This window comes from Koromonas soli, assembly GCF_059726265.1.
Genome location: NZ_AP040872.1, coordinates 577,974 through 597,570, shown reverse-complemented (window position 1 = coordinate 597,570; position 19,597 = coordinate 577,974). Strand labels below are relative to the sequence as shown.

The following is a 19,597-nucleotide window of genomic DNA, read 5'->3' as shown; positions in this document are numbered from 1 at the left end:
TCGCACAGAAGTCGCCTACAGCAGGCGCGCGGCTATCAATTCGGAGAAACTCGATTACAGCGAACCTTCCAACTCCATGTGATGTACAAACTGCCCCTCGCGTGACCGCTGATTCGGGGTACATATCCAGGTTTCGCTTTCGGGGTGAGACTCGATGTCGAGTCCGGAAGAGCGCAACATGGCTTCAGCAGCAGCGCGGTTTGGAATCCACCAGTTCGTCTGGTCGTTGGAGTAACTTTGCTCGACGAAATACATCTGGGGCCAGGCGGGATCGGCGAAGATATCTTTGCGCCAGAAATCATAGTTGCTCTCCCACTGCTTCACATCTTCCGAGCCGCGAATCATCGTCTGGAAAACAAGTTTGCCGCCAACCTTGGTGACAACCTTGTCGAGCGCGTAGAGCGGGTAACGCAGGTGGTAGAGCACTCCCATAAAGATGACGAAATCGAACTTGCCCGCGATGGCCTCGACGTCATAGACACTGCGCTTTTCCAACTCGATCTCAAGGCCGAGGGTGCGCGAGGCAAACCGCGCCTGCTCAAGGTAGCGGTCGCAGATGTCAATGCCGAGAACGCGCTTCGCTCCGCGTTGCTTCATTTGCAGAGAGTAAAAGCCGCCGTTGCAGCCAACATCGAGCACCGTGGCCCCGGTGAGATCCTGGGGAATGGCCTGCGAAATGTGGCGCCACTTGATGTTCGGAAAATCGCCGAGGAAATGATTGGGAGCGGTCTGAATTCCGTGGATGTCGATGTTGTGGAACCAGTCGCCAAGCTCGGATATCTGCTGTGCCAGTGCGTCAGGGGACGATTCTGTTGAAGAGAAGCTCTGCAATGGTGGCATCGGACCTGTTAGGCGGTGGATCCGGTGTGCCATCCCCGCCATTCCAAGTCTTAGAGGCGGAAGGCATCTACTCGGGATGCCTCACCGCCACCGGACGCAAAACAGAACGTCGCGGAGGGGAAACGCTCTCGTGCACACGCACCCCTTCGGCAGACGCGCACCGGTGACGGAGTTGCGAGCATGCAGAACTAAACTGTTCGCCTTCCGGTCAGCAGATTGACGACGGCGATCACCAGGGCGACCACCAGCAATAAGTGGATGAGAGAGCCCGCCACGTGGAATCCCCACCCGAGTAGCCACAGGACGAGCAGAATGGCAAAAATGGTCCAAAGCACGATGTTCCCCTCCGGATGGCCCTCGTCAAAAGCGGCCACAAGCCTATGAGTGAAACAGCACGCCTGAAGTTGGCTGTCTAGGATAAAACTGTGCTGCAGAAAAAGCGCGCGCCGGAAAGCCACGCGCGTGGGCGAGTGGAACAAAGTCACTGAGCAGAGCTCAAAGGGGGGAGGTCAGTTCACGCTCTCAAGGCGCATCCGCACGGTGCTGGCAAGCTGGCAGACGGAAGTCAGCTTCTCCATTGCCTCAGGAGGAATTTCCGGCGTGCGCATGACGAGCTGCGTTGAGAGCAGGATGCCGGTAATCGCATCGCGAATCTCACTGCGCAGTTGCGATTCGGCGGCGCGGACGGCGATCATGCGCGATTCGCGATGACGGCGCATGGCGAGACGCAGCTCGCGGGTGATGCGCTCGGCATTGCTGATGGCGAGGTTTACATACACCGGGACGGCAAGACCCAGATTGTTGAGCAGCGTTTCGAGGGCGTCCGCTTCAACCTCGACCATGGGATCGTCGAGAATGACAGCGGAATACTCATTATTGCGCAGCATGGAAGCGGCTTTACGAACCGAATCGCAAACTTCGACCGACTCACCGATGACTTGTTCGAGGGCGGCGCCGCATTCCGAGCGGCGATTGCTGGATGTGACTAGCAGAATCATAGATCTCCTCACTGGCCCACAGGCGTAGGTGGGCATAGGCGCAGGACGGCTATAGGTCCGCGCAGCGTTCCGGGGCGTAGCTCCTACTGGAGAGCGCCGTACTCTTTCAATTTGCGATAGAGAGTGGTTTTGCCGATGCCGAGCAGGCGTGCCGCCTCAAGCTTGTCGCCATGTAACTGATCGATGGCTCCGAGGATTGCCTGCTTCTCGATTTCAGCAATGGGCAGGATGCCTCGCCGCGGAATCGATTTGTCGGCCGCAGGCTGAGTTTGCTCCCGCCAGTTCTGAATCGCAGTGGGAAGATCGGCAACGTGAATGGTGGGACCACTGGTGAGAGCACAGGCGCGCTCAATGCAATTTTCGAGCTCGCGGATGTTGCCCGGCCAGTCATAGCTGAGCAGCAGTTTCAGAGCATCATCGCTGATGTTGCGCTGAATGCCGGTGGAACGGGTGAGGCGCTCAAGGAAGTGACCGACGAGCAGGGGGATGTCCTGCTTGCGCTGGCGAAGTTGGGGAATGCGCAGGCTGAGGACATTGAGACGGAAATACAGATCTTTGCGGAAAGTGCCCTGCGATACCGCATGCTCAAGATCGCGATTGGTCGCGGCCAGCACACGCACATCGATGGGAACTGCCTTCGTGCCGCCAACGGGCCGCACTTCCCTTTCCTGCAGCGCGCGCAGGAGTTTCGATTGCAGGTCGATGGGCAGCTCGCCGATTTCGTCGAGGAAAATCGTGCCGCCGTCGGCTGCCTGCAGGAGTCCGTCCTTGTTCTTTGTGGCCCCAGTGAAGGCGCCTTTTACGTAGCCGAACAGCTCGCTTTCAATGAGAGATGGAACGAGCGAACCACAATCGATGGCAACGAAGGGCTTGTCGCGATACGGGCCGGAGAAATGAATGGAGCGCGCGACCAGTTCCTTGCCGGTGCCGCTCTCGCCCAGGATGAGCACGGGGTGCGAGCTGTGCGCGGCCTTGGAGATGATGCGGTAGAGCTTTTCCATTTCCGGCGAGCGCCCCACGATGGCACCAAAGCCTTCCTTGCTCTTCACCTGCTGACGCAGGATGCGGTTTTCGCTCGAGAGCTGCAGATGGCCGAGTGCGCGGTCGAGAATGAGGCGAAGCTCATCGAGGTTGAAGGGCTTGGTGACGTAATCGTAAGCTCCCTGCTTCATGGCCTGTACCGCCGACTGAACGCTGGCGTATCCGGTCATGACGATAACGACCGTCTCGGGACGTCGACGCTTGACCTCCTTCAGTACCTCGAGGCCACCCAGACCGGGCAGTCGCAGGTCGAGCAGAACGACGTCGATGCTCGTGGTATCCAGAACGCGAAAAGCATGTTCTGCGTTATCTGCGATATGGGTGGAATAACCAATGCTCTGAGCGACGTCGCGGCAACCCTCACGGATCGACCGCTCGTCATCAACGATGAGCAGGTTCAGCAGATTCGCTTCCGACTTTTCCTGATTTGGGTCCATGGCTAGCGCGCCCAAAATTGTACTGATAGCGACCTCAGACGGCGTAGTGTTGGTATCACCCAGCGGTGTGCTGCCGGACACATGCGAATTGTGATTGGGCAGCCGGTTCTGCCCTCTTGCCCGGGATAAGTCCATCATTACCAATCGCCTCCAACCTGCTTCTGTTCGGTTATGGCTACGCCCACAATCGGATCGGCCGTAACGCATAGTGACAGTTCGATTTCGTTACAGGCGGCCATCAACTGACTGCGTATCTCCCGAACCAGTTCACAGCCACGCTCACTGCCATCGCAAATATTGCCGGCGTACTGCTGGAGAGGCCCTTTCTCAAGCCTCTGGGAGAGCAGACCGCCTGCAATCATGACCCCGGTAAACACATTGGCAAGTTCATGAAGGTTATGGCGAATGGACTTGACTGCCACAGCGTCCAGTACCGCTGTACCAGGTTGGGACATTGCCGAAGAACCGCTTGCTTCCGTGGTGTTTATTCGGGAGTTCACGCCTGTCCTAAAAGCAAGAGCGGTGCCAATTTGGGTTAGAAATCGCAAATGTAGAAAATAGAAGAGCTTACGAAGGAAGAGAGTCGAAGAAGGACGAGCGGGTGAGGCGACGAGAATTCCCGAAATGAAACCTAATCGACAAGAAGGGATTTAAGAGGCGCAAATTCAGGCACTTGCAATTTCGGGAAGATTCCTGAAAGGGGAGGAAGGAAGGCGTAAGCGGGAATGGCTGTGGAAAACTGCGACGGGCTCCGGTCCATACGCGAACCGAAGCCCGAATGTGCTACTGGATGGTGACTGGCTGACGCAGTTGAAACGTCAGTTGGTGTTCCACATTGAATGCGACATCGTGCTTACCGGTAGCGGCTGCGGTCGCGGTTCCCGCTCCGGCACCCACTGCGGAGCCGATGAGGGCACCCTTACCTCCGCCCATCAGTCCGCCGAGGAGAGCGCCGCCTCCCGCACCACCGCCGATCCAGGCAATGTTGCGTTTCTTGTGCGAGCTGCCCTTGGCGGTGACGTGCGAAGTGCTAATCGTAACGTTGCGGCCCTCGATCTGGATGGAATCAAGCGAGAGTTCGAGGAATCCTGGGTGCTCAAGCCGTCCGGAGTGCTCGGCGGCAACCACCTTGCCGACGACCTCGCTACCTGCGGGGGCGATCGTCTGTCCATGCACTCGCAGCGGCGAGTTGAGAACGGCGCGGAACCGGTCGCCGGGTTGAGCGCTGGCGGATGAGATCGCATTCTGCAGGCGGACGTTGAGCGCGGTGCCCGAGGGAATCTGGATCGGCTGGTAGGCCGGAGAACTTGCAGCCTGGTTCATAGGCGCAGAATTGGGGGCATTGGCCGCCGTCGTGGCGCTATTGGCTGCGGACGGATCGACCGGCGCGGGAACATCGTTGCGGGTCGAAAGCGTGGGCGAAGAACCGACGCCTGGGGTCGTTCCGGCTGCCGAGGCGTCCTGCGAAGCCTTGTTGCAGGCCGCAGTCAAGGCCAAGGTGCTTGCTAGCAATAATGCGTAAATTTTGGACTTCATGAACTCCCTCCAGAGTATATGAACCTAGACAGCAGATGGCGTGCCATCCTTCTCTGGATTTAGATTCTGCTACTTACAGGAAGATTCACAGGGCGGGGTGAGTAGTTTTGACATAGCCGGGGAGAAGTTTTCAGGGCAAAAGACAGGGCATGGCGGTTTGAGCCATGCCCGTGCTTAAGGCTTTGGGGGTTAGTGCTGGCCAGAGACCGAGGCAGTGCGCGTGTCCTCAACCAGAACACCGTTGTGACGGGTGCTGACGTAAAGGGTGCTTCCCTGCATGACGGCCCCGGTAATTTCAAACGAGGCTGTGGGTTCGGCTTTCCAGCTTTGTCCCTGATCGCGGCTGACATAGGTCGTGCGCGAACCAACCGCGGCTGCCAACAGTAATCCACCTTCGGAGCGAATCGAGGTGACTTCGCGAGCGGGCAATCCGCTGAGGACGTGCACCCATTCCGGGGCTGCGGGCGAATCCTTGGTGGCGGCCATCGCGAGGTGCATTGCGCCTTCACGAGTGGAGAGCCACACGGAACCGTCATCGGCAACCGTGGCTGAATAGATTCGCGTCACCCAAGTGGGAAGGGGTTGGCGGACCCAGTGCTCGCCTTCATCCTTGCTGAACCAGACATCACGCAGAGTAGTGGCTACGACTGCCTTGTCGTGAGCTCCGACGGAAAAAAGTGTTTTCTCGCCGTCGATGGCTCCGCCGGTCCAGCTCTTGCCCTCGTTCTTGCTGGTGAGGATGCCGTCATTGGTGGCGGCGTACCAGCGAGCACTACCGAGAGCGACGGAACGCACGGGGCCTTCATAGCTGGAATGAGTCACGACCGGAGGCTGAACCTTAGGGGTGATCATCTTGCCATTTTTGCCACGAACGGGCTTGCGGGCAGGAGCGGCTTTTTCGTGCACCACATCTTTGCTGATTTCCCAACGCTGCGCTTTGGAGTCGAACAGGTACAGGCCGCGATTGGTGGCGGCGATGAGCTGTCCGGTCGAGGACTGACGAAGGTCGAAGACGTCGCGTCCGCCGAGGCCGTCGCTCATTTGCGACCAAGTGCCCTCGTGTCCGCGGAAGACGCCGCCGAACTCTTTGTCATTGACCACTCCGGCGTAGAGCTCGGAGCCGTTCTTCACGTCGGCGATAACCGAGGTGATCTGCCGCTGCGAGAATCCGTCGTTCGAAGGACGGAAGGTTGCGCCTGCGTCATCGGAGGCGTAAACGCCGCCACGATCAGTGGCGATGAGCACACGACGGGGATTGCGAGGATCGACCATGACGTCGTTCAGGATGAAATTCGGAGGGGAGATGAGCTTGAAGGTTTTGCCGCCATCGACGGTCTTCCAAAGTCCCTCGGTGGTTCCCGCATAGACGGTGTTTGCGTCCTTGGAATCCTGCTGAAGGACACGGGTGCGGCGAGCCGTGCCGGGAATTCCTTGCACTTTACGGAAGACCTGACCGGCGTTTTCGCTCTTGTAAATGCCGGAGCAGGCAGAGGCGAAGACGATCTGCGGGTTGGAGCGGTCGAGGATGATGGAGAAGACATCGGAGTCATCGATGACGCCCTGCTTGATGCTGTTCCACGTAGCGCCGCCATCAGTGGTCTTCCAGGGAAGGTGCCACGTGCCGGCGTAGATGATCTTCGGGTCCTTTGGATCAATGGCAACGGATTCGAAGTTCTTCAGGTCTGCATGTCCGGTGGGACTGATGCGCGCCCAGGTTTCGCCACGATCGGTGCTGCGGAAGAGGCCGTCGAGCGCTCCAGCAACGAGGATGCGCGGATCGGAATCAGCAAGCGCGAGAGCCTGAATGCTTTTACCACGCAGATCGGCCGGTTCGGTCCATGTGCGTCCGCCATCGCGGGTGACGAAAAAGCCCCCGCCATTGCCATTAACACTCCAGCCCGCAACGTAAATGGTGGCGGGGTGCGATGGATCGAAGGCGATGTTTTCGAGCATGAGCTCGTGGCCGGGACCGAGATGGGCAAAGTGCTTCCAGTGGCGGCCGCCGTCGGTGGACTCAAACATGGCTCCGGCACCGGAGCTGAGAAGAATGTGATCTGGGTTGGAAGGGTCGTAGGCCAGGGCGCGTGCGTTTCCGCCATAAGGCCCTACGGAACGCCATTGGGCAAAACCTGCGGTAGAGATCAAGATCAGCAGCGCACAACAAAAAACAGACCAGCGTCTCAACATCGAATTCCTTTTCACTGTTCCGCGGCAAAGCTGCGTTATGAACTTTCTTGTAAGTGAGGATGCGTCAAATTCGAACTTTGGCGATCAGCGTTTTGTAATCCGGACTCTGGGAATCAAGCTGCACAACATTTGTGCAGCCGGAGCCCCACGCGGGCAGCAAAAACCCGGCCAGATGGCTAAGAGATTAGCTCATCTACCCGGGTTGAGGAATATCGGGCGCAGCACGTAGGTGCATGCGCCCGAGAACATCGGTTTTACTACTTCCGCGCCTTCTTGTGGGCCGGACGTGCAGGGGCGGTCCGCGGAGTTGCTTTCACCGTGGACTCATTGACGACCTGTGTGCCCTGACCCGAGAACGTGGCACCAGCAGGAACGACCCACAGCTCAGTCTTCTGGTCGTCACCGGTTCCGGTGCGGACCTCGATGCGAGACGGGTCAATGCCCTTCTCCTTCACGAGGTAGTCCTTGGTGTTCACGGCGCGCTCGGCGGCGAAGTTGGCAGCCTTGCGGCCCTTCTTCGGCGCGTTCTCGTCGGCAGTGGCATAGCCTACGACTACGCCCTTGGAATCAGGCGCGGCAGCCAGAGCGTCGGCATAACGGTCGAGCTCGCCCTTGGCTTCGTTATCGACGCGAGTGGGCCGCTTGCGGTCATGCTTGAACTGGATGTTGCCAAAGTCGCTGGCAGTCGGCGGCGGCGGCGGAACATTGACCTTCACCGAAGCGTTGGACGCGGCGGTGAGGTTGCGGTCGTCGCTGACCGTGCAGTTGACGTTGATGGTGCCTTCGGGCGCGCCCGCGGTGTCGAGCTGATACGTCGGGCCGTTGCCAGTGAGGCGTCCACCAGTGGAGGTGCAGTTGTAGCTCAACGGACGGTTGTCAGGGCTGCTGCCGCTTGCAGTGATGGTGACAGGTTCGCCAGCAGTCACAGTCGTGGGTTGAGCAGTAATCGACAGCACAGGAGGATGCTTCGGCGGTTCATTGACGGTGAACGAAGCCTGGCAGCTTGCGGTCTGCTGATGCTTACCCTTGCCGTTGTCGATAACCTTGGAGGTTACGGTGTAGCTGCCCGGAGCAAGTCCGGTGGTATCAACCTGTGCCGTGGGAGTGGTGCCAGCCACTTTTCCGCCAGTAGCGGAATACGAGTAGCTCAGCGTGCGCTTGGGCAGGAAGCCCGAAGGCGTCGCAGTGACGGTGACCGGAGCTCCGGCATCGACTGCCTGCGGATCAGCCTTACAGGTCGCGCTCACAGCACCTTCCTGCGTGGGAAGGCCGAAGTTGAACAGGAGGCCAGCCTGGAGGCGGACTCCATCGAAATCAATATTTGTGCGGGAAGGATCGTGATAAGCCGTCTTCACGTAGTCCACCTGCACGGGGCGAAGAGAGAATCGGCGTGAAACCGGATACTCAATGCCGCCGCCAGCGATGGTTACGAAACGGATCTGATCGTTGGAAACCGTCGGTGCCCAGTGCTGGCCACCGATGAAGCCTTCAATAAATGGGGTGAAACCTTCGCTCCGGAATTTAATCTGAGGACCGATAGCGAGCGTGTGAGTCTTGGCGAAATCGTTGTAGTGACCGCCACCATCAATGGCAATACCGAGCCAGTGATTCAGGTTGTAGGTGAACTGAGCTCCCCAGCCTTTGTTGAAATCGGGAACTTTTGTACCGGCAATGCTGCCTCCTGGGTGATACCAGGAGTAGCCGCCAAACACTTCCGCCTTGGGCGCGTCCTGCGTCTGTGCAGATAACACGATCGGGGCGCAGAGGACAAAAACGGAGAGTAAAACCGCTAACAAACGACGATGCGACATTATTTGATCCTCCGAAACTTTTAGACAGCTCCACAGAACCTTGAGTTGGGTACAGGCATTTCGAATTTGAAAAAGGGGTTTCGTACTAGACTTGCCTTCCATCTCTTGGGTACGAGGGAATACCCTGTCTTGCTGAATCTGATTGTAGACCACTCAAGGTTGCTTTTGTGGGCAGGAATCAGATTTTTCACTAATTCCGCTCTGCTGAATAACACTGACACGAAATAACTCCGAGCAAAAGTTACACAGACCTAAGTTCCTGCATCTAAATTACACGGTCACGAAAGAGGTAGAGTGTAAGGGGCGGTATTCATTACACGATAGTAGATGCCAGGAAGGGACTCATTGCCGATGGGCTGGGAAAAAGTACTGATCGTTGAAGATGAAGAGCACGAGCGCTCAGGTCTAGCCGAATTGATTTCAGCCTGGGGATACCGCACAGAAACTGCGCGAGACGGCATGGAAGGACTTGAGAAAGTTCAGGCATGGAGTCCGGGCATTGTCGTTGCCGATCTCAAGATGCCTCGCATGGATGGCATGGAATTGCTGGAGCGGGTATCACAGGGCACACGCGAACTTTCGTTCATTCTGCTGACAGCACAAGGCTCGATTGATGCCGCGGTTGCGGCCATGAAGCTCGGCGCGTATGACTTCATCGAGAAGCCGGTGAATCCGACGCGTCTGCGCAACATTCTGCAAAACGCAGCGCGGCAACGCGGCACCGATCGTGAGCTGGAAGCCACACGCCGATTGTTACGTGATAGCGGACAGCTCAACTCGCTCGTTGGTTCCTCGCGCAAGATGCAGGAGATCTTTCATCTGATCGAACTCGTGGCGCCCAGCACTGCCTCCGTGTTGATCACGGGTGAGAGCGGCACGGGCAAAGAGCTGGTCGCAAGAACGATTCATGAACTCTCGCCAAGAAAGAACAAGCCCTTTGTTGCGATCAACTGCGCCGCAATCCCTGAAACGCTGATCGAGAGCGAAATTTTCGGACATGAGAAGGGCGCATTCACCGGAGCGCTTGAGCGTCGAACAGGATGCTTCGAACTGGCCGAGAGCGGTACGCTGCTGCTGGACGAAATTGGCGAGATGCCGATTGGCACGCAGGCAAAGCTGTTGCGCGTGCTTGAAGATCGCAAGCTGCGCCGACTGGGCAGCAAGTCAGAAACGACGGTGGATGTGCGAGTAGTGGCCGCTACGAACAAGGTTCCGGAAGAGGCTGTATCGCGCGGCGAGCTGCGCACCGACCTGTACTACCGCCTGAATGTGTTCAACATTCACATGCCTCCACTGCGCGAGCACAAGGACGATATCCCCAGCCTGACCGACACGATGATTAAGGAAATGAATAACAAGCATCAGCGCAGCGTGCGCACGGCAAGCGATTCCGTAATGCAGTTGTTCGACTCCTACTCGTGGCCGGGAAATGTGCGTGAGTTGCGCAACACGGTGGAACGCGCAGTGATCGTGTGCGACTCCAGCGTGATCGAACCGCGGCACCTTCCGCCTTCTTTCGGCGCAAGTCCTGCGCGCATCCCGATCAATGATGCAGACGCGATCCACGTGGGCGTGGGAACGACGGTGGACGAGGCAGAGCGGCAGTTGATTATGAAGACGCTCGAGTCCACGCACAACAACAAGACCCGAGCAGCCGAAATTCTAGGCATCAGCCTGAAGACATTGCACAATAAACTGAAGGAGTACGGGACACAGGGCCAGGTCACTTCTGGCGCAGTCGCCGGGCACCAAGCCGGAAACTGATGAAGGGCCGGTTCTCCGTCTGCAGGTTCCATGCCGCGACTTAGATTGAAAACTAAGTTGGTGCTTGCCATCACCGGAATGGTCTTCATTCTGGTCGCTACTCTTTCGTGCGTTTACATCTCGCAGATCCTGCGCCAACGAATCAACGAGAGCTATGACAACGCGGACTTCATCGCTCACCAGGTGTTGCACGCGGCGCGGCAGGCGCTCGAAACCGAGCTGCCCGGCAATCATCTTGAGCCGCCGCAGGATTCCAAACAAGCACACGATGCGATAGCCAGCATTCTGCAGCAGGACAAGTCCATCGACATGCTGCTGCAATCGGTGTTGGGCTATAACGCCGAGGTTTACGACGCAGGACTGGTGGACCGCAACGGCATAGCGCTGGTCGATACCGACCAGGCGTCGGCAGGCAAGCCAATGCCGCGCCGCCCAGCTCTCTCTGGGTTGCGCGATGGCGGATTCCTCGATCAGTTGCAGGCGGTGTATGGGCCTGCACGCGTCTATGAAGTCACCTTGCCAGTGCAGCGGCAAGGAATGCCGTTTGGCGAAATTCGCGTGGGGCTGTCAACGCTGTTCCTGAAGCAGGAACTGGTGCCACAGCTCAATCGCGCGCTGCTATTTTCGGGCTCGGCGGTGTTGCTGTCGTTGATTATCGCCGCTGCCCTGTCGAATCTTGCATTGCGCCCGCTGGAACTGATTGCACGCCGCCTGGACGTCATGACAGCCGAAAGCGGCCGGCCTCCTGAGCCAGAGCCGGAACGCAAGCCGGAACAAACAGACGAGTTCGGTGCTGTCAGCAATCGTATCGATCGGCTCGGCAGGCAGATGCACGACGTGCGCGAGGTTTTCTCGGCATTGAAAGAGAACCTCGACCAGTTGATGTCCACGTTGCAGGATGGCCTGATCCTTTTCACGCGCGACGGACGCATCGTGCTTGTGTCGGCTTCGGTCGAGCGCTTCGTCGGGCGGCCGCGCAGTGAGATGTTGGGGCGAATGGTCGATGAAGTTTTCGACGACTCGAATCGATTGGGAAGAATTGTGCTCGACGCGTTTGCGCTGCGCCAGGAAGTTCCCTCGCGCGAAATTGAAATCGAGCACGGACGCCGCGTGCAGATGTCGCTCGACTTCATTTCCGAGCGCGGCGTGCCAATTGGCGCTTTGCTCACGGTTCGCGATGCCGAATCTGTGCAGCGCATTGAGAACGAAATTGAGTTGTCGCGCCGCCTTGCCGCCATCGGACGGCTGACCTCGGGCGTCGCGCATGAAGTAAAAAATCCGATCAACGCCATCGTCATTCATCTGGAGATTCTGCGCGAACGCATTCTGCAACTCGATCCAGAGACGCGCAGACACATGGACATCATCAGCACGGAAATCCACCGCCTCGACCGTGTAGTAAAAACGCTGGTGGACTTCTCGCGTCCTGTGGAGTTGAAGCTTACGCGCATTGACCTGCGGGCGCTGGCGCACGAGGTAATTGCGCTGTCGGGACTCGATGCGCTCTCGCACAATGTGAAGATCGTTGAGGAACTGGGAGAGCAGTCCTTGCCCGTGCGCGTGGACGCTGACCTGATCAAGCAGGGGATCCTCAACGTGATGATCAATGGCGTGCAGGCAATGCCGGACGGCGGAACGCTGACCGTCCGCGGGTTTGCCACGAGCCAGGCCGCGGTGCTTGAGGTTCACGATACAGGCGCAGGAATCTCCCCGGAAATTCGCGACAAGATTTTCAATCTGTATTTCACTACGAAGAAGTCAGGCAGCGGAATCGGCCTGGCATTGACCTATCGCGCTATGCAACTGCACAACGGCGCGCTCGATCTTGAATCGACTCCCGGCGAAGGCACTACGTTCCGCTTCCTGCTTCCGCTGGCCGAGCCTGAGATTTCCGCAGAGAGAACTCCGGACGCGATGAACGAAACCGTGATCCCTCCGCCGCACTAAGATATGCTGGCAAGAAAAGATATGTTCTCTTCCCTTTTCGATTTGCGAATTCTTTCCATACGCTCACTCACCGGAACGGCGCTGTGCCTGGCGATGCTGGCGACAGGATGCGCGAAGAAACCGGCGCGCACCACTCCGATGGTGCTGGTGCCTACGATCGAAACCGAACCGCAGCCCGCGCCTCCATCGCCCAATCCTCCCAACGAGAACACGAACCCTTTACCCCAATCCGTTCCAACCAACACACCCCAACGCGACGCGCAGAAACCAAAGCCAAAGCCGCGCAAGCCTGTTCCGCGCAGACCAGCACCACCTGCGGTGGCGGAAACGCCCAAGCCTGAGCCGGCCAAGCCGACAACGACACCCGATAACTCCGTGCAGATTACGGCGGACGTGCCACGGGCAGCAGTGCAGTCGCAACGGCAGAACACGGAGAACCTGAATCGCAATTCGGATGCGAAGCTCTCGCACATCAATCGCTCGCTCAGCGATAGCGAGCAGAACATGATGCGGCAGGCGAGAAACTACATCGCGCAGTCGAACCAGGCATTACAGGGCGGAGACACGGAACGCGCTTACAATCTGGCCGTAAAGGCGAGTCTGCTGGCAAACGAACTCACCAAGTAGAAGGCGTCAGAGTTTCGTGAGTTCGAACTTGACTCTGGTGTAGGCGATGCGGAAGCCGCGGCGCTCTCCGTTGCGCTGGCTGGCACTGCCCGGCGCAGCGCAGAACATGGCCAGATCGCAACCCGCATCTGACGCGTACTGTAATCGCGCTTCGAGCAGCGCGTTCTGTGCGCCACGTCGGCGGAACTCACGCACTGTGCTGGCTCCGGAGAGCAGCCCTACGCCTTCGTGAATAACGAGATCGCCTGTTGCGATCGGCTTGCCATCGATCTGCGCGAGGAACGACGTGCCGTTCGGACGTGAAGCCACGACCCTTGCAAGATCGAGTATCTGGTCGGCAAAATCGACTTCGTCCGCCCACCCATCCGCGGAAGTCCTCGCCCAGATTTCGCTTTCACCTTGCTTCGCGGGTCGCACTGTGAGTTCCGGCTTGGGAGTGTAAGCCGATGGCTGGCGTTCAGCCAAATCGAGAAACATTACGCTGGTGAACTCGATGGGCTGGTAGCCACGCTCGTTGAGCATTGAAAACAGCGCAGGGTCCGCCATGGGGCTTACTTCATGAAAGACACCTGCGCCGCACTCACGGAAGAATGCCTCGATCTTGTCCATCTCCCCTGCGGAAGGCACGGCGAAAAGGCCAAGGCCAAACGTCTGCGTACAGGGCGAGCAGCGGCCATCGAACATGGCGTAGGCTCCGGCAACTTCGATCCATTGCGCACCGGAGTCTGGAGAGATGCGCGCTCGCGCCTCTACGAGATGCGCGTTTGCAGCGGCCTCGGTTCTCGCCAATCGGCGGGACAGAACCAGATCCGAGAGCACTCGAGGCGTGGCTAGTTGGAACTCACGGGATGCGCCATGGCCTCGTTGAGTCCGCTGAAAACCTGATCGTATTTCCCGCTCTCGGCGGCGAAGCGAAGGGCTTTCACGCGCTCAACACAGATTTCAGTGGCATCAGGCTGAGTGGTCAGAATCTGCATGACCTCAGCGATGAACTCCTTAAGCGGCATGGCGCGCGGGTCATTGGCACCGTCCATCAGATCGGTCTGCACGTAGGGCGGAATCAACTCGAGCACATCGATGTTGGAGCCCTTGAGCTGCCATCGCAGCGATTGCGAATACGAGTGGATCGCCGCCTTCGTAGCGCAGTAGGTCGGTGTCAGCACCAGTGGCACGAATGCAAGGCCGGAAGAAACATTCATGATGGTCGAGTGCTGCTGCTTACGAAGCAGAGGCATGAGAGCCGCATTCAGACGAATGGGACCAAGAAGGTTGGTGGCGATGATTGCTTCGGAATCACCAAGGTCGGCGGGCTCGGCAAGTAGGTTTTCGGGACGCATGATCCCAGCGTTGTTGATCAGCACATTGAGGGACGAGAACTCTTTCGCGACCTGATCGGCGAAACGTGTGATCGCCGTGCGGTCCTCAATGTCGAGCGTGAGGGATTTCATGCCGGGGTTGTCGGCCGTAACTTCATCGAGAAGCTGCTTGCGCCTTCCAGCGATGATCACCTGGTTGCCGCGGGCGTGAAACTGTTCTGCGAGGGCGCGTCCAATGCCGGACCCGCCTCCGGTGATAAGGATTGTGTTACCGCTCATTTTCATCTTGCTTGTGCTCCGAAATGATTTCGTGGAAACAGCTATGTGATGAGCGCATGGGCCCATGGATTCAAAACCAGTCCACGATACAACATTGCCGCAAGCGCAACTGAGCTGCTCCGAGCTGACACGGAACGGGCAAGGCGATTTTTTGCCAAACGAAAGACCCGTCGCTGGGACGGGCCTCGTTTGGTGCCTTTATGAATGAAATGAATCCGCGCTGCAACCTATAGGTCTTCCGCTTTCTTAAGGGACTCCATCAGGACCCTGAGAACCTCTTTGCAGTTGGCGCCATCGGCGAGAGCCTTCTCCGCCGGTTCGAAGATTCGATCTACTTCAGGGCGCATCGATTCGCGAATATGGTCGCATTCCTCTTGCCATTTTTTGTTGTGAAGCACGCGCAGGAACGTGTGGGCTGCACGGGAGCGGAGATGCTGCTCCTTGCAGAATTCCACGAACTCAACACAAGCTCCTCGTTGCGGCTCAAGCACAGGCAAGCTCTGCCCTTTCTGAACCGCGGCCGTAGTGTCGAGAGTCTTGGTCGTCATAAGGACTACAACATAGCGGTCTTTTGTCCGGCTCGAAGTGATTTCACTCACAAGGTAATGTGACCGCTTGCATATCAGGAGCATGCTCTCCCGCTTTGCAGGGGAAAGCAGCATTGCCTGAGGGCCAAAGTTTCCAGTTGGGCGCGCGGGCTGCTATCCTTTGAACAAAGGTTCTATTCCAGTTTTAGATAATCAGGAGCACCTACATAGATGGCAAATAGCCTGGAAGGGCGCGTGGCCGTTGTATTTGGTCTGGCAAACAAGCGCAGTATCGCCTGGGCCATCGCCCAGAAGTTGCACGCGGAAGGCGCGCAGATCGCAATTACGTATCAGAACGAGCGGCTTCGACAGGAAGCAGAGGAGATGATCGAAAGCCTGCCCGGCGCGCAAGGTTTCCAGTGCGACGTCACCAAGGACGAGGAGATCACCGAGGTTTTCCGCCAGATCGGCGAGAAGTACAACGGCAAAATCCATACGTTGGTTCATTCGGTCGCTTTCGCTCCGGCCGATGAGTTGAAGAACGACTTCCTGCTGACGAGCCGCGAAGGCTTCCGTATTGCCCACGAGATCAGCGTCTATTCGCTGATTGCACTGGCCCGTGGAGCGGAGCCACTCATGGCGGATGGCGGCAGCATCATTACGCTGAGCTATCTCGGCAGCGAGCGCGTGATCCAGAACTACAACGTGATGGGCGTGGCCAAGGCCGCTCTGGAAGCGAGCGTCCGTTACCTCTCGGCGTCGCTGGGTTCGAAGGCGATTCGTGTCAACGCCATCTCTGCCGGACCAATCAAGACGCTGGCAGCGCGCGGCATCGGTAACATCAACGACATTCTGAAGATCGTTTCCGAGCGTGCCCCGCTGAAGCGCAACGTGGATACGAGCGAAGTGGCGGCAACGGCGGCGTTCCTCGCATCCGACGGCGCGGCAGGAATCACCGGCGAGGTGATCCACGTCGATTGCGGTTACAACATCATGGGCTACTAGATTCACGTAACGCGTCAATACTAGAAGCCGCGTCCGTTCAGCCGAAGATCGCTGAGAGGGCGCGGCTTTGCTGTGTGCACGCGAATCGTTGGGAAATTCAGTTACCGATAGTGAGTCGTACAGTGCGCTCATCATGACCGACGCGGCGGATCACGATCTCGGCGTCTTTCTGCTGCACGATGCGCGGGAACTTCTCTCCCCACTCGATGAGCAGGACATTGCGCTCCTCGGTCATCAGGTCCTCTAGTCCAAGCGAATCGACCTCGCCGGGCTTCTCCAAGCGGTATAAGTCGATATGGAAAACGTCTTTGTCGGGGCCGTGGTACTCGTGGATCAGCGTGAAGGTTGGGCTGGTGACCTCGTCGGCATCGGCGGCTCCGAAGCCTTCGGCGATGCCTTTAGCCAGCGTCGTTTTCCCGGCGCCAAGGTCTCCGCGCAGGAGCACGACGTGCGCATTCCGCAACTCGGCGGCCAGTTGGCGTCCGAGTTCGACCGTGTCATCGGCGGAGTGCGAAGTGAAATCGCGGGTCATTGCCCGAATCATAGCATCGAGCACGGCAGTGTAGCGCAGAATGCGTCAGCAAAGGCGAATGTTTTTGCTTGCGGCACGCTGTCGCATGCGACGGAATCCCGAGGGCAGAAATCGCAGCAGGTCGGTGGCGACCATTGATTCCTCGCCAGTGTGCACGACGGCCGCATCTCCCACCAACCCGTGCATGTACACCGCGGCTCTGACGGCCTCCTCAACGCGGTTGGGGAACTGGGCTACGGTTCCGGCGATCATGCCGGTGAGGATGTCTCCCGTGCCTCCAGTAGCCATGCCAGGATTTCCTGTGGCAACCACCCACACCTCGCCATTGGGATAGCCAATCACGGTGCGGAATCCCTTGAGCACAAGGATGCAGCGATAGCGGCGCGCAAAGTCTCGCGCTACGGAAACGCGATTGGCCTGGATCTCAGGCACGCTCTTCCCCGTGAGGCGCGCCATCTCGCCGGGATGCGGAGTCAGGATGAGAGCTCGGCTCGCGCCCTGCAGCAGGTCCGGAGACCCCTCGAACGCATTGAGCCCATCGGCATCGAGCACTACGGGCGAGTGCACGTTCTTCACCATGCGCATGACGAAGGCCGCCACTCCGGGCTTCTGCGAAAGACCCGGACCGATCGCCAGAACATTGCGAGACTTGGCCAGTTCAAGGCAATGCGGGGCATCGTTGGGAGAAACGCTCGCAGCCGAAAGCTCTCCGAGCGGTTCAGTCATAAATTCGGGAGCAAACGACGCAACAGAGGCGAGCACCGACCCCGGCGTTGCAATCGTTGCGAGTCCGGCGCCAATGCGCAGAGCGGCCATGCCACACATCGCGGCTGCACCACTCTTGCCGAGCGATCCGGCGACGACCAGCACGTGTCCGAAGCGGCCCTTGTTGCTGTCCAAGGCGCGTTCGGCAAAAAGCGATGCGACCTCGTGCGGTGTGACGACGTTCAGATGCTGAGCGGAAACGATGGCAGAGTCAGGCGTGCCTATTGGAGCGACGACAACAGGGCCGCGCGTGAGCTGCGCAAAAGCATGGGCAAGCTTTGGAGCAGTGAATGTAACTACCGCTGTGGACCGGCATGAGACGGCTCCCTCTTGTGTGGCTGTGGCGTCAGCGTCGGCGCCGGAGGGAAGATCGACAGAGAGCACGGGCACCGAAGCGGCATTGATGGCGCGGATGGCGGCTTCTGCGAGTTTCTGCCCCTGAGAAGCATCGGTGCGAGACTTGTAGCCGGTGCCGAAGATGGCATCAATGATCAGGTCGGCTCCTGCAAGGCTGCGCGTGGATTCGCGCTCGACCTCATCCTCACTGCCCAGCACGATGGGGCGCACAGGAAGTCGCGCTAACATGTTCGCGGCATCCGGTTTCAGACCCTGCCCTGGACCGAGCAGCAACACCTCCACCACTTTGCCAGCGCTATGCAGGCGGCGCGCAGCGACCAATCCATCGCCGCCGTTGTTGCCGCGGCCGCAGACCACGGTAACGCGATTGGCGTGCGGCCAATAATCGCGAGCAAAATTCGCAACGGCCGTGCCAGCGTTCTCCATCAATGCAAGCGAGTGGACTCCGTGCTGCTGGATGGTGAGGCGGTCGATTTCCTGCATCTCGGCGGCGGTGGTGATCTTCACTTTTTCGCTCCGGCAAGCATTTCCAGTTGTCGCAGATTGGCGGGTTCACCCATGACAATGAGATGATCGCCCGCACAAAGTTGAGCGTCCGGCTCAGGACTATACTTCATCTCCTCACCTTCGCGCTTGATGGCCAGCACGGTGATGCCGAGATCGTGCCGGATACCGGAGTCACGCAATCCCTGCCCGACGTAAATGGAGGACGGATCGATTGTCAGTTCCTCCAACTCCAATCCAAGTTCGTCGCTGCGGAGCAACGCAACCTCGAGGAAATTGATGACATGCGGACGCAGAAACGCCTGCGCGATGCGGAATCCGGCGAAGCCATAGGGCGAGATCACCTGGTCGGCTCCGGCGGTCTTCAAATGCTTTTCCGCGGCCTCTTCACTGGCACGGGCGATGATCTTCAGCGTGGGATTCAGACTGCGCGCGGTGAGCACGATATAAGTGTTCGTCGCATCGGTCGTGGTCGCCGCCACGAGTCCGGCGGCGTGGTCGATGCGTGCGGCCAGCAGTTGAGCCTCGAGAGTTGCGTCGGCGTGTACGACCATCCAGTTCGTTTCTAAGCGAATGCGCTCCGCCTTCGCCTCGTTGTTTTCCAGAACGACGAACTGTGCCGGCTTGGTCTCCAGTTGGCGAGCCACGGCACGCCCTACGCGTCCGGCACCGCAAATAATGTAGTGTCCTTTTAAACGTGCGATCTCACGTTCCATTCTGCGCCTGCCAAAGATGTTGTTGAATTCGAATTCGAGGATTGCCTGCCCGAGAACGCCGAGGATGAGAAAGACCAGCACGACACCCGCACAGATGAGACCTACGTTGAAGTAGCGGCCCACAGGCGACAGCGGATGCGTTTCGCCATAGCCGATCGTCGTCAGCGTGGTGAGCACCATGTAGAAGCCGTCAAACCAGCTCCAGTGCTCAATGTAGTGAAATCCCGCCGTGCCGACGAGGACGACAAGCAACAAGGCTGTCGCCAGGAACTTTATATTACGCAATGCGCGCATAGATTCTCTGGCCGCGATTGTACCTGCACCAGGGCCGACAGCGAAAGAATCTACTCCGATGCTCCGCGAGCAAAACAAAAAGCGCTCCCACAAGGAGAGCGCTTTTCAATCGCG

Annotated in this window: 18 protein-coding genes; 4 read left to right on the top strand and 14 right to left on the bottom strand. The window is 58.4% G+C overall.

The window, feature by feature from the left end:
* Nucleotides 1-54 precede the first annotated feature (54 nt).
* The 8 genes from AC6IY8_RS02585 to AC6IY8_RS02550 all read right to left on the bottom strand — a co-directional run bounded on the left by AC6IY8_RS02585 (nt 55) and on the right by AC6IY8_RS02550 (nt 8,850).
* On the bottom strand, nt 55-840 hold the full coding sequence (locus AC6IY8_RS02585; protein WP_497777130.1) for a TIGR04290 family methyltransferase: 786 nt from the start codon (nt 838-840) through the stop codon (nt 55-57).
* A gap of 188 nt (nt 841-1,028) precedes the next feature.
* Nucleotides 1,029-1,175, bottom strand: a complete 147-nt coding sequence (locus tag AC6IY8_RS02580) for a lmo0937 family membrane protein (protein WP_497777129.1) — start codon at nt 1,173-1,175, stop codon at nt 1,029-1,031.
* Between the two features lie 174 nt (nt 1,176-1,349).
* Nucleotides 1,350-1,838: a hypothetical protein gene (locus AC6IY8_RS02575; RefSeq protein ID WP_497777128.1), complete on the bottom strand. Its 489-nt coding sequence runs from the start codon at nt 1,836-1,838 to the stop codon at nt 1,350-1,352.
* Between the two features lie 83 nt (nt 1,839-1,921).
* Nucleotides 1,922-3,454, bottom strand: a complete 1,533-nt coding sequence (locus tag AC6IY8_RS02570; protein ID WP_497777127.1) for a sigma-54-dependent transcriptional regulator — start codon at nt 3,452-3,454, stop codon at nt 1,922-1,924.
* Entirely contained in the window at nt 3,454-3,816 is a 363-nt protein-coding gene (locus tag AC6IY8_RS02565) for a hypothetical protein (protein ID WP_497777126.1), read from the bottom strand. Before AC6IY8_RS02565 ends, AC6IY8_RS02570 begins: the two co-directional genes overlap by 1 nt.
* 283 nt (nt 3,817-4,099) lie before the next feature.
* Complete coding sequence (locus AC6IY8_RS02560) at nt 4,100-4,852, bottom strand: hypothetical protein (RefSeq protein ID WP_497777125.1); 753 nt, start codon at nt 4,850-4,852, stop codon at nt 4,100-4,102.
* A gap of 189 nt (nt 4,853-5,041) precedes the next feature.
* The gene (locus tag AC6IY8_RS02555) at nt 5,042-7,039 is read right to left on the bottom strand and encodes a WD40/YVTN/BNR-like repeat-containing protein (protein ID WP_497777124.1); all 1,998 of its coding nucleotides are present in this window, start codon (nt 7,037-7,039) and stop codon (nt 5,042-5,044) included.
* A gap of 257 nt (nt 7,040-7,296) precedes the next feature.
* A complete protein-coding gene (locus AC6IY8_RS02550) occupies nt 7,297-8,850 on the bottom strand; it encodes an OmpA family protein (protein WP_497777123.1) in 1,554 nt (517 codons plus the stop codon).
* A 351-nt stretch (nt 8,851-9,201) separates the two neighbouring features.
* On the opposite strand from AC6IY8_RS02550, the gene AC6IY8_RS02545 reads away from it, so the two are divergent.
* Genes AC6IY8_RS02545 through AC6IY8_RS02535 form a run of 3 tightly spaced genes read left to right on the top strand, consistent with a single transcriptional unit; the run spans nt 9,202 to nt 13,188 of the window.
* The gene (locus AC6IY8_RS02545) at nt 9,202-10,614 is read left to right on the top strand and encodes a sigma-54-dependent transcriptional regulator (RefSeq protein WP_497777122.1); all 1,413 of its coding nucleotides are present in this window, start codon (nt 9,202-9,204) and stop codon (nt 10,612-10,614) included.
* Between the two features lie 30 nt (nt 10,615-10,644).
* Nucleotides 10,645-12,561, top strand: coding sequence for a two-component system sensor histidine kinase NtrB (locus AC6IY8_RS02540; RefSeq protein ID WP_497777121.1), 1,917 nt, complete (start codon nt 10,645-10,647; stop codon nt 12,559-12,561).
* 21 nt (nt 12,562-12,582) lie between these two features.
* Nucleotides 12,583-13,188, top strand: coding sequence for a hypothetical protein (locus tag AC6IY8_RS02535; RefSeq protein ID WP_497777120.1), 606 nt, complete (start codon nt 12,583-12,585; stop codon nt 13,186-13,188).
* A gap of 6 nt (nt 13,189-13,194) precedes the next feature.
* Here AC6IY8_RS02535 and AC6IY8_RS02530 read toward each other — a convergent pair whose 3' ends face one another.
* From AC6IY8_RS02530 to AC6IY8_RS02520, 3 genes are all read right to left on the bottom strand, one after another.
* Nucleotides 13,195-13,977 carry a GNAT family N-acetyltransferase gene (locus AC6IY8_RS02530; RefSeq protein WP_497777119.1) on the bottom strand — a complete coding sequence of 261 codons (783 nt, stop codon included), beginning with the start codon at nt 13,975-13,977 and terminating at the stop codon, nt 13,195-13,197.
* Between the two features lie 41 nt (nt 13,978-14,018).
* Nucleotides 14,019-14,783 carry an SDR family oxidoreductase gene (locus AC6IY8_RS02525; RefSeq protein WP_497777118.1) on the bottom strand — a complete coding sequence of 255 codons (765 nt, stop codon included), beginning with the start codon at nt 14,781-14,783 and terminating at the stop codon, nt 14,019-14,021.
* 227 nt (nt 14,784-15,010) lie between these two features.
* Nucleotides 15,011-15,331 carry a hypothetical protein gene (locus tag AC6IY8_RS02520; protein WP_497777117.1) on the bottom strand — a complete coding sequence of 107 codons (321 nt, stop codon included), beginning with the start codon at nt 15,329-15,331 and terminating at the stop codon, nt 15,011-15,013.
* 210 nt (nt 15,332-15,541) lie between these two features.
* Between AC6IY8_RS02520 and AC6IY8_RS02515 the strand changes: the two genes are divergently transcribed.
* Nucleotides 15,542-16,315, top strand: coding sequence for an enoyl-ACP reductase FabI (locus tag AC6IY8_RS02515; RefSeq protein WP_497777116.1), 774 nt, complete (start codon nt 15,542-15,544; stop codon nt 16,313-16,315).
* A gap of 97 nt (nt 16,316-16,412) precedes the next feature.
* Here AC6IY8_RS02515 and tsaE read toward each other — a convergent pair whose 3' ends face one another.
* From tsaE to AC6IY8_RS02500, 3 genes are read right to left on the bottom strand one after another with little or no spacing between them, the layout of a single operon-like run.
* A complete protein-coding gene (gene tsaE, locus AC6IY8_RS02510; RefSeq protein ID WP_497777115.1) occupies nt 16,413-16,847 on the bottom strand; it encodes a tRNA (adenosine(37)-N6)-threonylcarbamoyltransferase complex ATPase subunit type 1 TsaE in 435 nt (144 codons plus the stop codon).
* Between the two features lie 45 nt (nt 16,848-16,892).
* Nucleotides 16,893-18,476: an NAD(P)H-hydrate dehydratase gene (locus tag AC6IY8_RS02505; protein ID WP_497777114.1), complete on the bottom strand. Its 1,584-nt coding sequence runs from the start codon at nt 18,474-18,476 to the stop codon at nt 16,893-16,895.
* Entirely contained in the window at nt 18,473-19,483 is a 1,011-nt protein-coding gene (locus tag AC6IY8_RS02500) for a potassium channel family protein (RefSeq protein ID WP_497777113.1), read from the bottom strand. The genes AC6IY8_RS02505 and AC6IY8_RS02500 overlap by 4 nt, the downstream gene beginning before the upstream one ends.
* Nucleotides 19,484-19,597 lie beyond the last annotated feature (114 nt).

What these genes read in the sequence shown, in the direction of transcription:
- AC6IY8_RS02585 (WP_497777130.1), bottom strand. Translation starts at nt 840, where the DNA reads ATGCCACCATTGCAGAGCTTCTCTTCAACAGAATCGTCCCCTGACGCA.
- AC6IY8_RS02575 (WP_497777128.1), bottom strand. Translation starts at nt 1,838, where the DNA reads ATGATTCTGCTAGTCACATCCAGCAATCGCCGCTCGGAATGCGGCGCC.
- AC6IY8_RS02570 (WP_497777127.1), bottom strand. Translation starts at nt 3,454, where the DNA reads ATGATGGACTTATCCCGGGCAAGAGGGCAGAACCGGCTGCCCAATCAC.
- AC6IY8_RS02560 (WP_497777125.1), bottom strand. Translation starts at nt 4,852, where the DNA reads ATGAAGTCCAAAATTTACGCATTATTGCTAGCAAGCACCTTGGCCTTG.
- AC6IY8_RS02555 (WP_497777124.1), bottom strand. Translation starts at nt 7,039, where the DNA reads ATGTTGAGACGCTGGTCTGTTTTTTGTTGTGCGCTGCTGATCTTGATC.
- AC6IY8_RS02550 (WP_497777123.1), bottom strand. Translation starts at nt 8,850, where the DNA reads ATGTCGCATCGTCGTTTGTTAGCGGTTTTACTCTCCGTTTTTGTCCTC.
- AC6IY8_RS02545 (WP_497777122.1), top strand. Translation starts at nt 9,202, where the DNA reads ATGGGCTGGGAAAAAGTACTGATCGTTGAAGATGAAGAGCACGAGCGC.
- AC6IY8_RS02540 (WP_497777121.1), top strand. Translation starts at nt 10,645, where the DNA reads ATGCCGCGACTTAGATTGAAAACTAAGTTGGTGCTTGCCATCACCGGA.
- AC6IY8_RS02535 (WP_497777120.1), top strand. Translation starts at nt 12,583, where the DNA reads ATGTTCTCTTCCCTTTTCGATTTGCGAATTCTTTCCATACGCTCACTC.
- AC6IY8_RS02525 (WP_497777118.1), bottom strand. Translation starts at nt 14,783, where the DNA reads ATGAGCGGTAACACAATCCTTATCACCGGAGGCGGGTCCGGCATTGGA.
- AC6IY8_RS02520 (WP_497777117.1), bottom strand. Translation starts at nt 15,331, where the DNA reads ATGACGACCAAGACTCTCGACACTACGGCCGCGGTTCAGAAAGGGCAG.
- AC6IY8_RS02515 (WP_497777116.1), top strand. Translation starts at nt 15,542, where the DNA reads ATGGCAAATAGCCTGGAAGGGCGCGTGGCCGTTGTATTTGGTCTGGCA.
- tsaE (WP_497777115.1), bottom strand. Translation starts at nt 16,847, where the DNA reads ATGACCCGCGATTTCACTTCGCACTCCGCCGATGACACGGTCGAACTC.
- AC6IY8_RS02500 (WP_497777113.1), bottom strand. Translation starts at nt 19,483, where the DNA reads ATGCGCGCATTGCGTAATATAAAGTTCCTGGCGACAGCCTTGTTGCTT.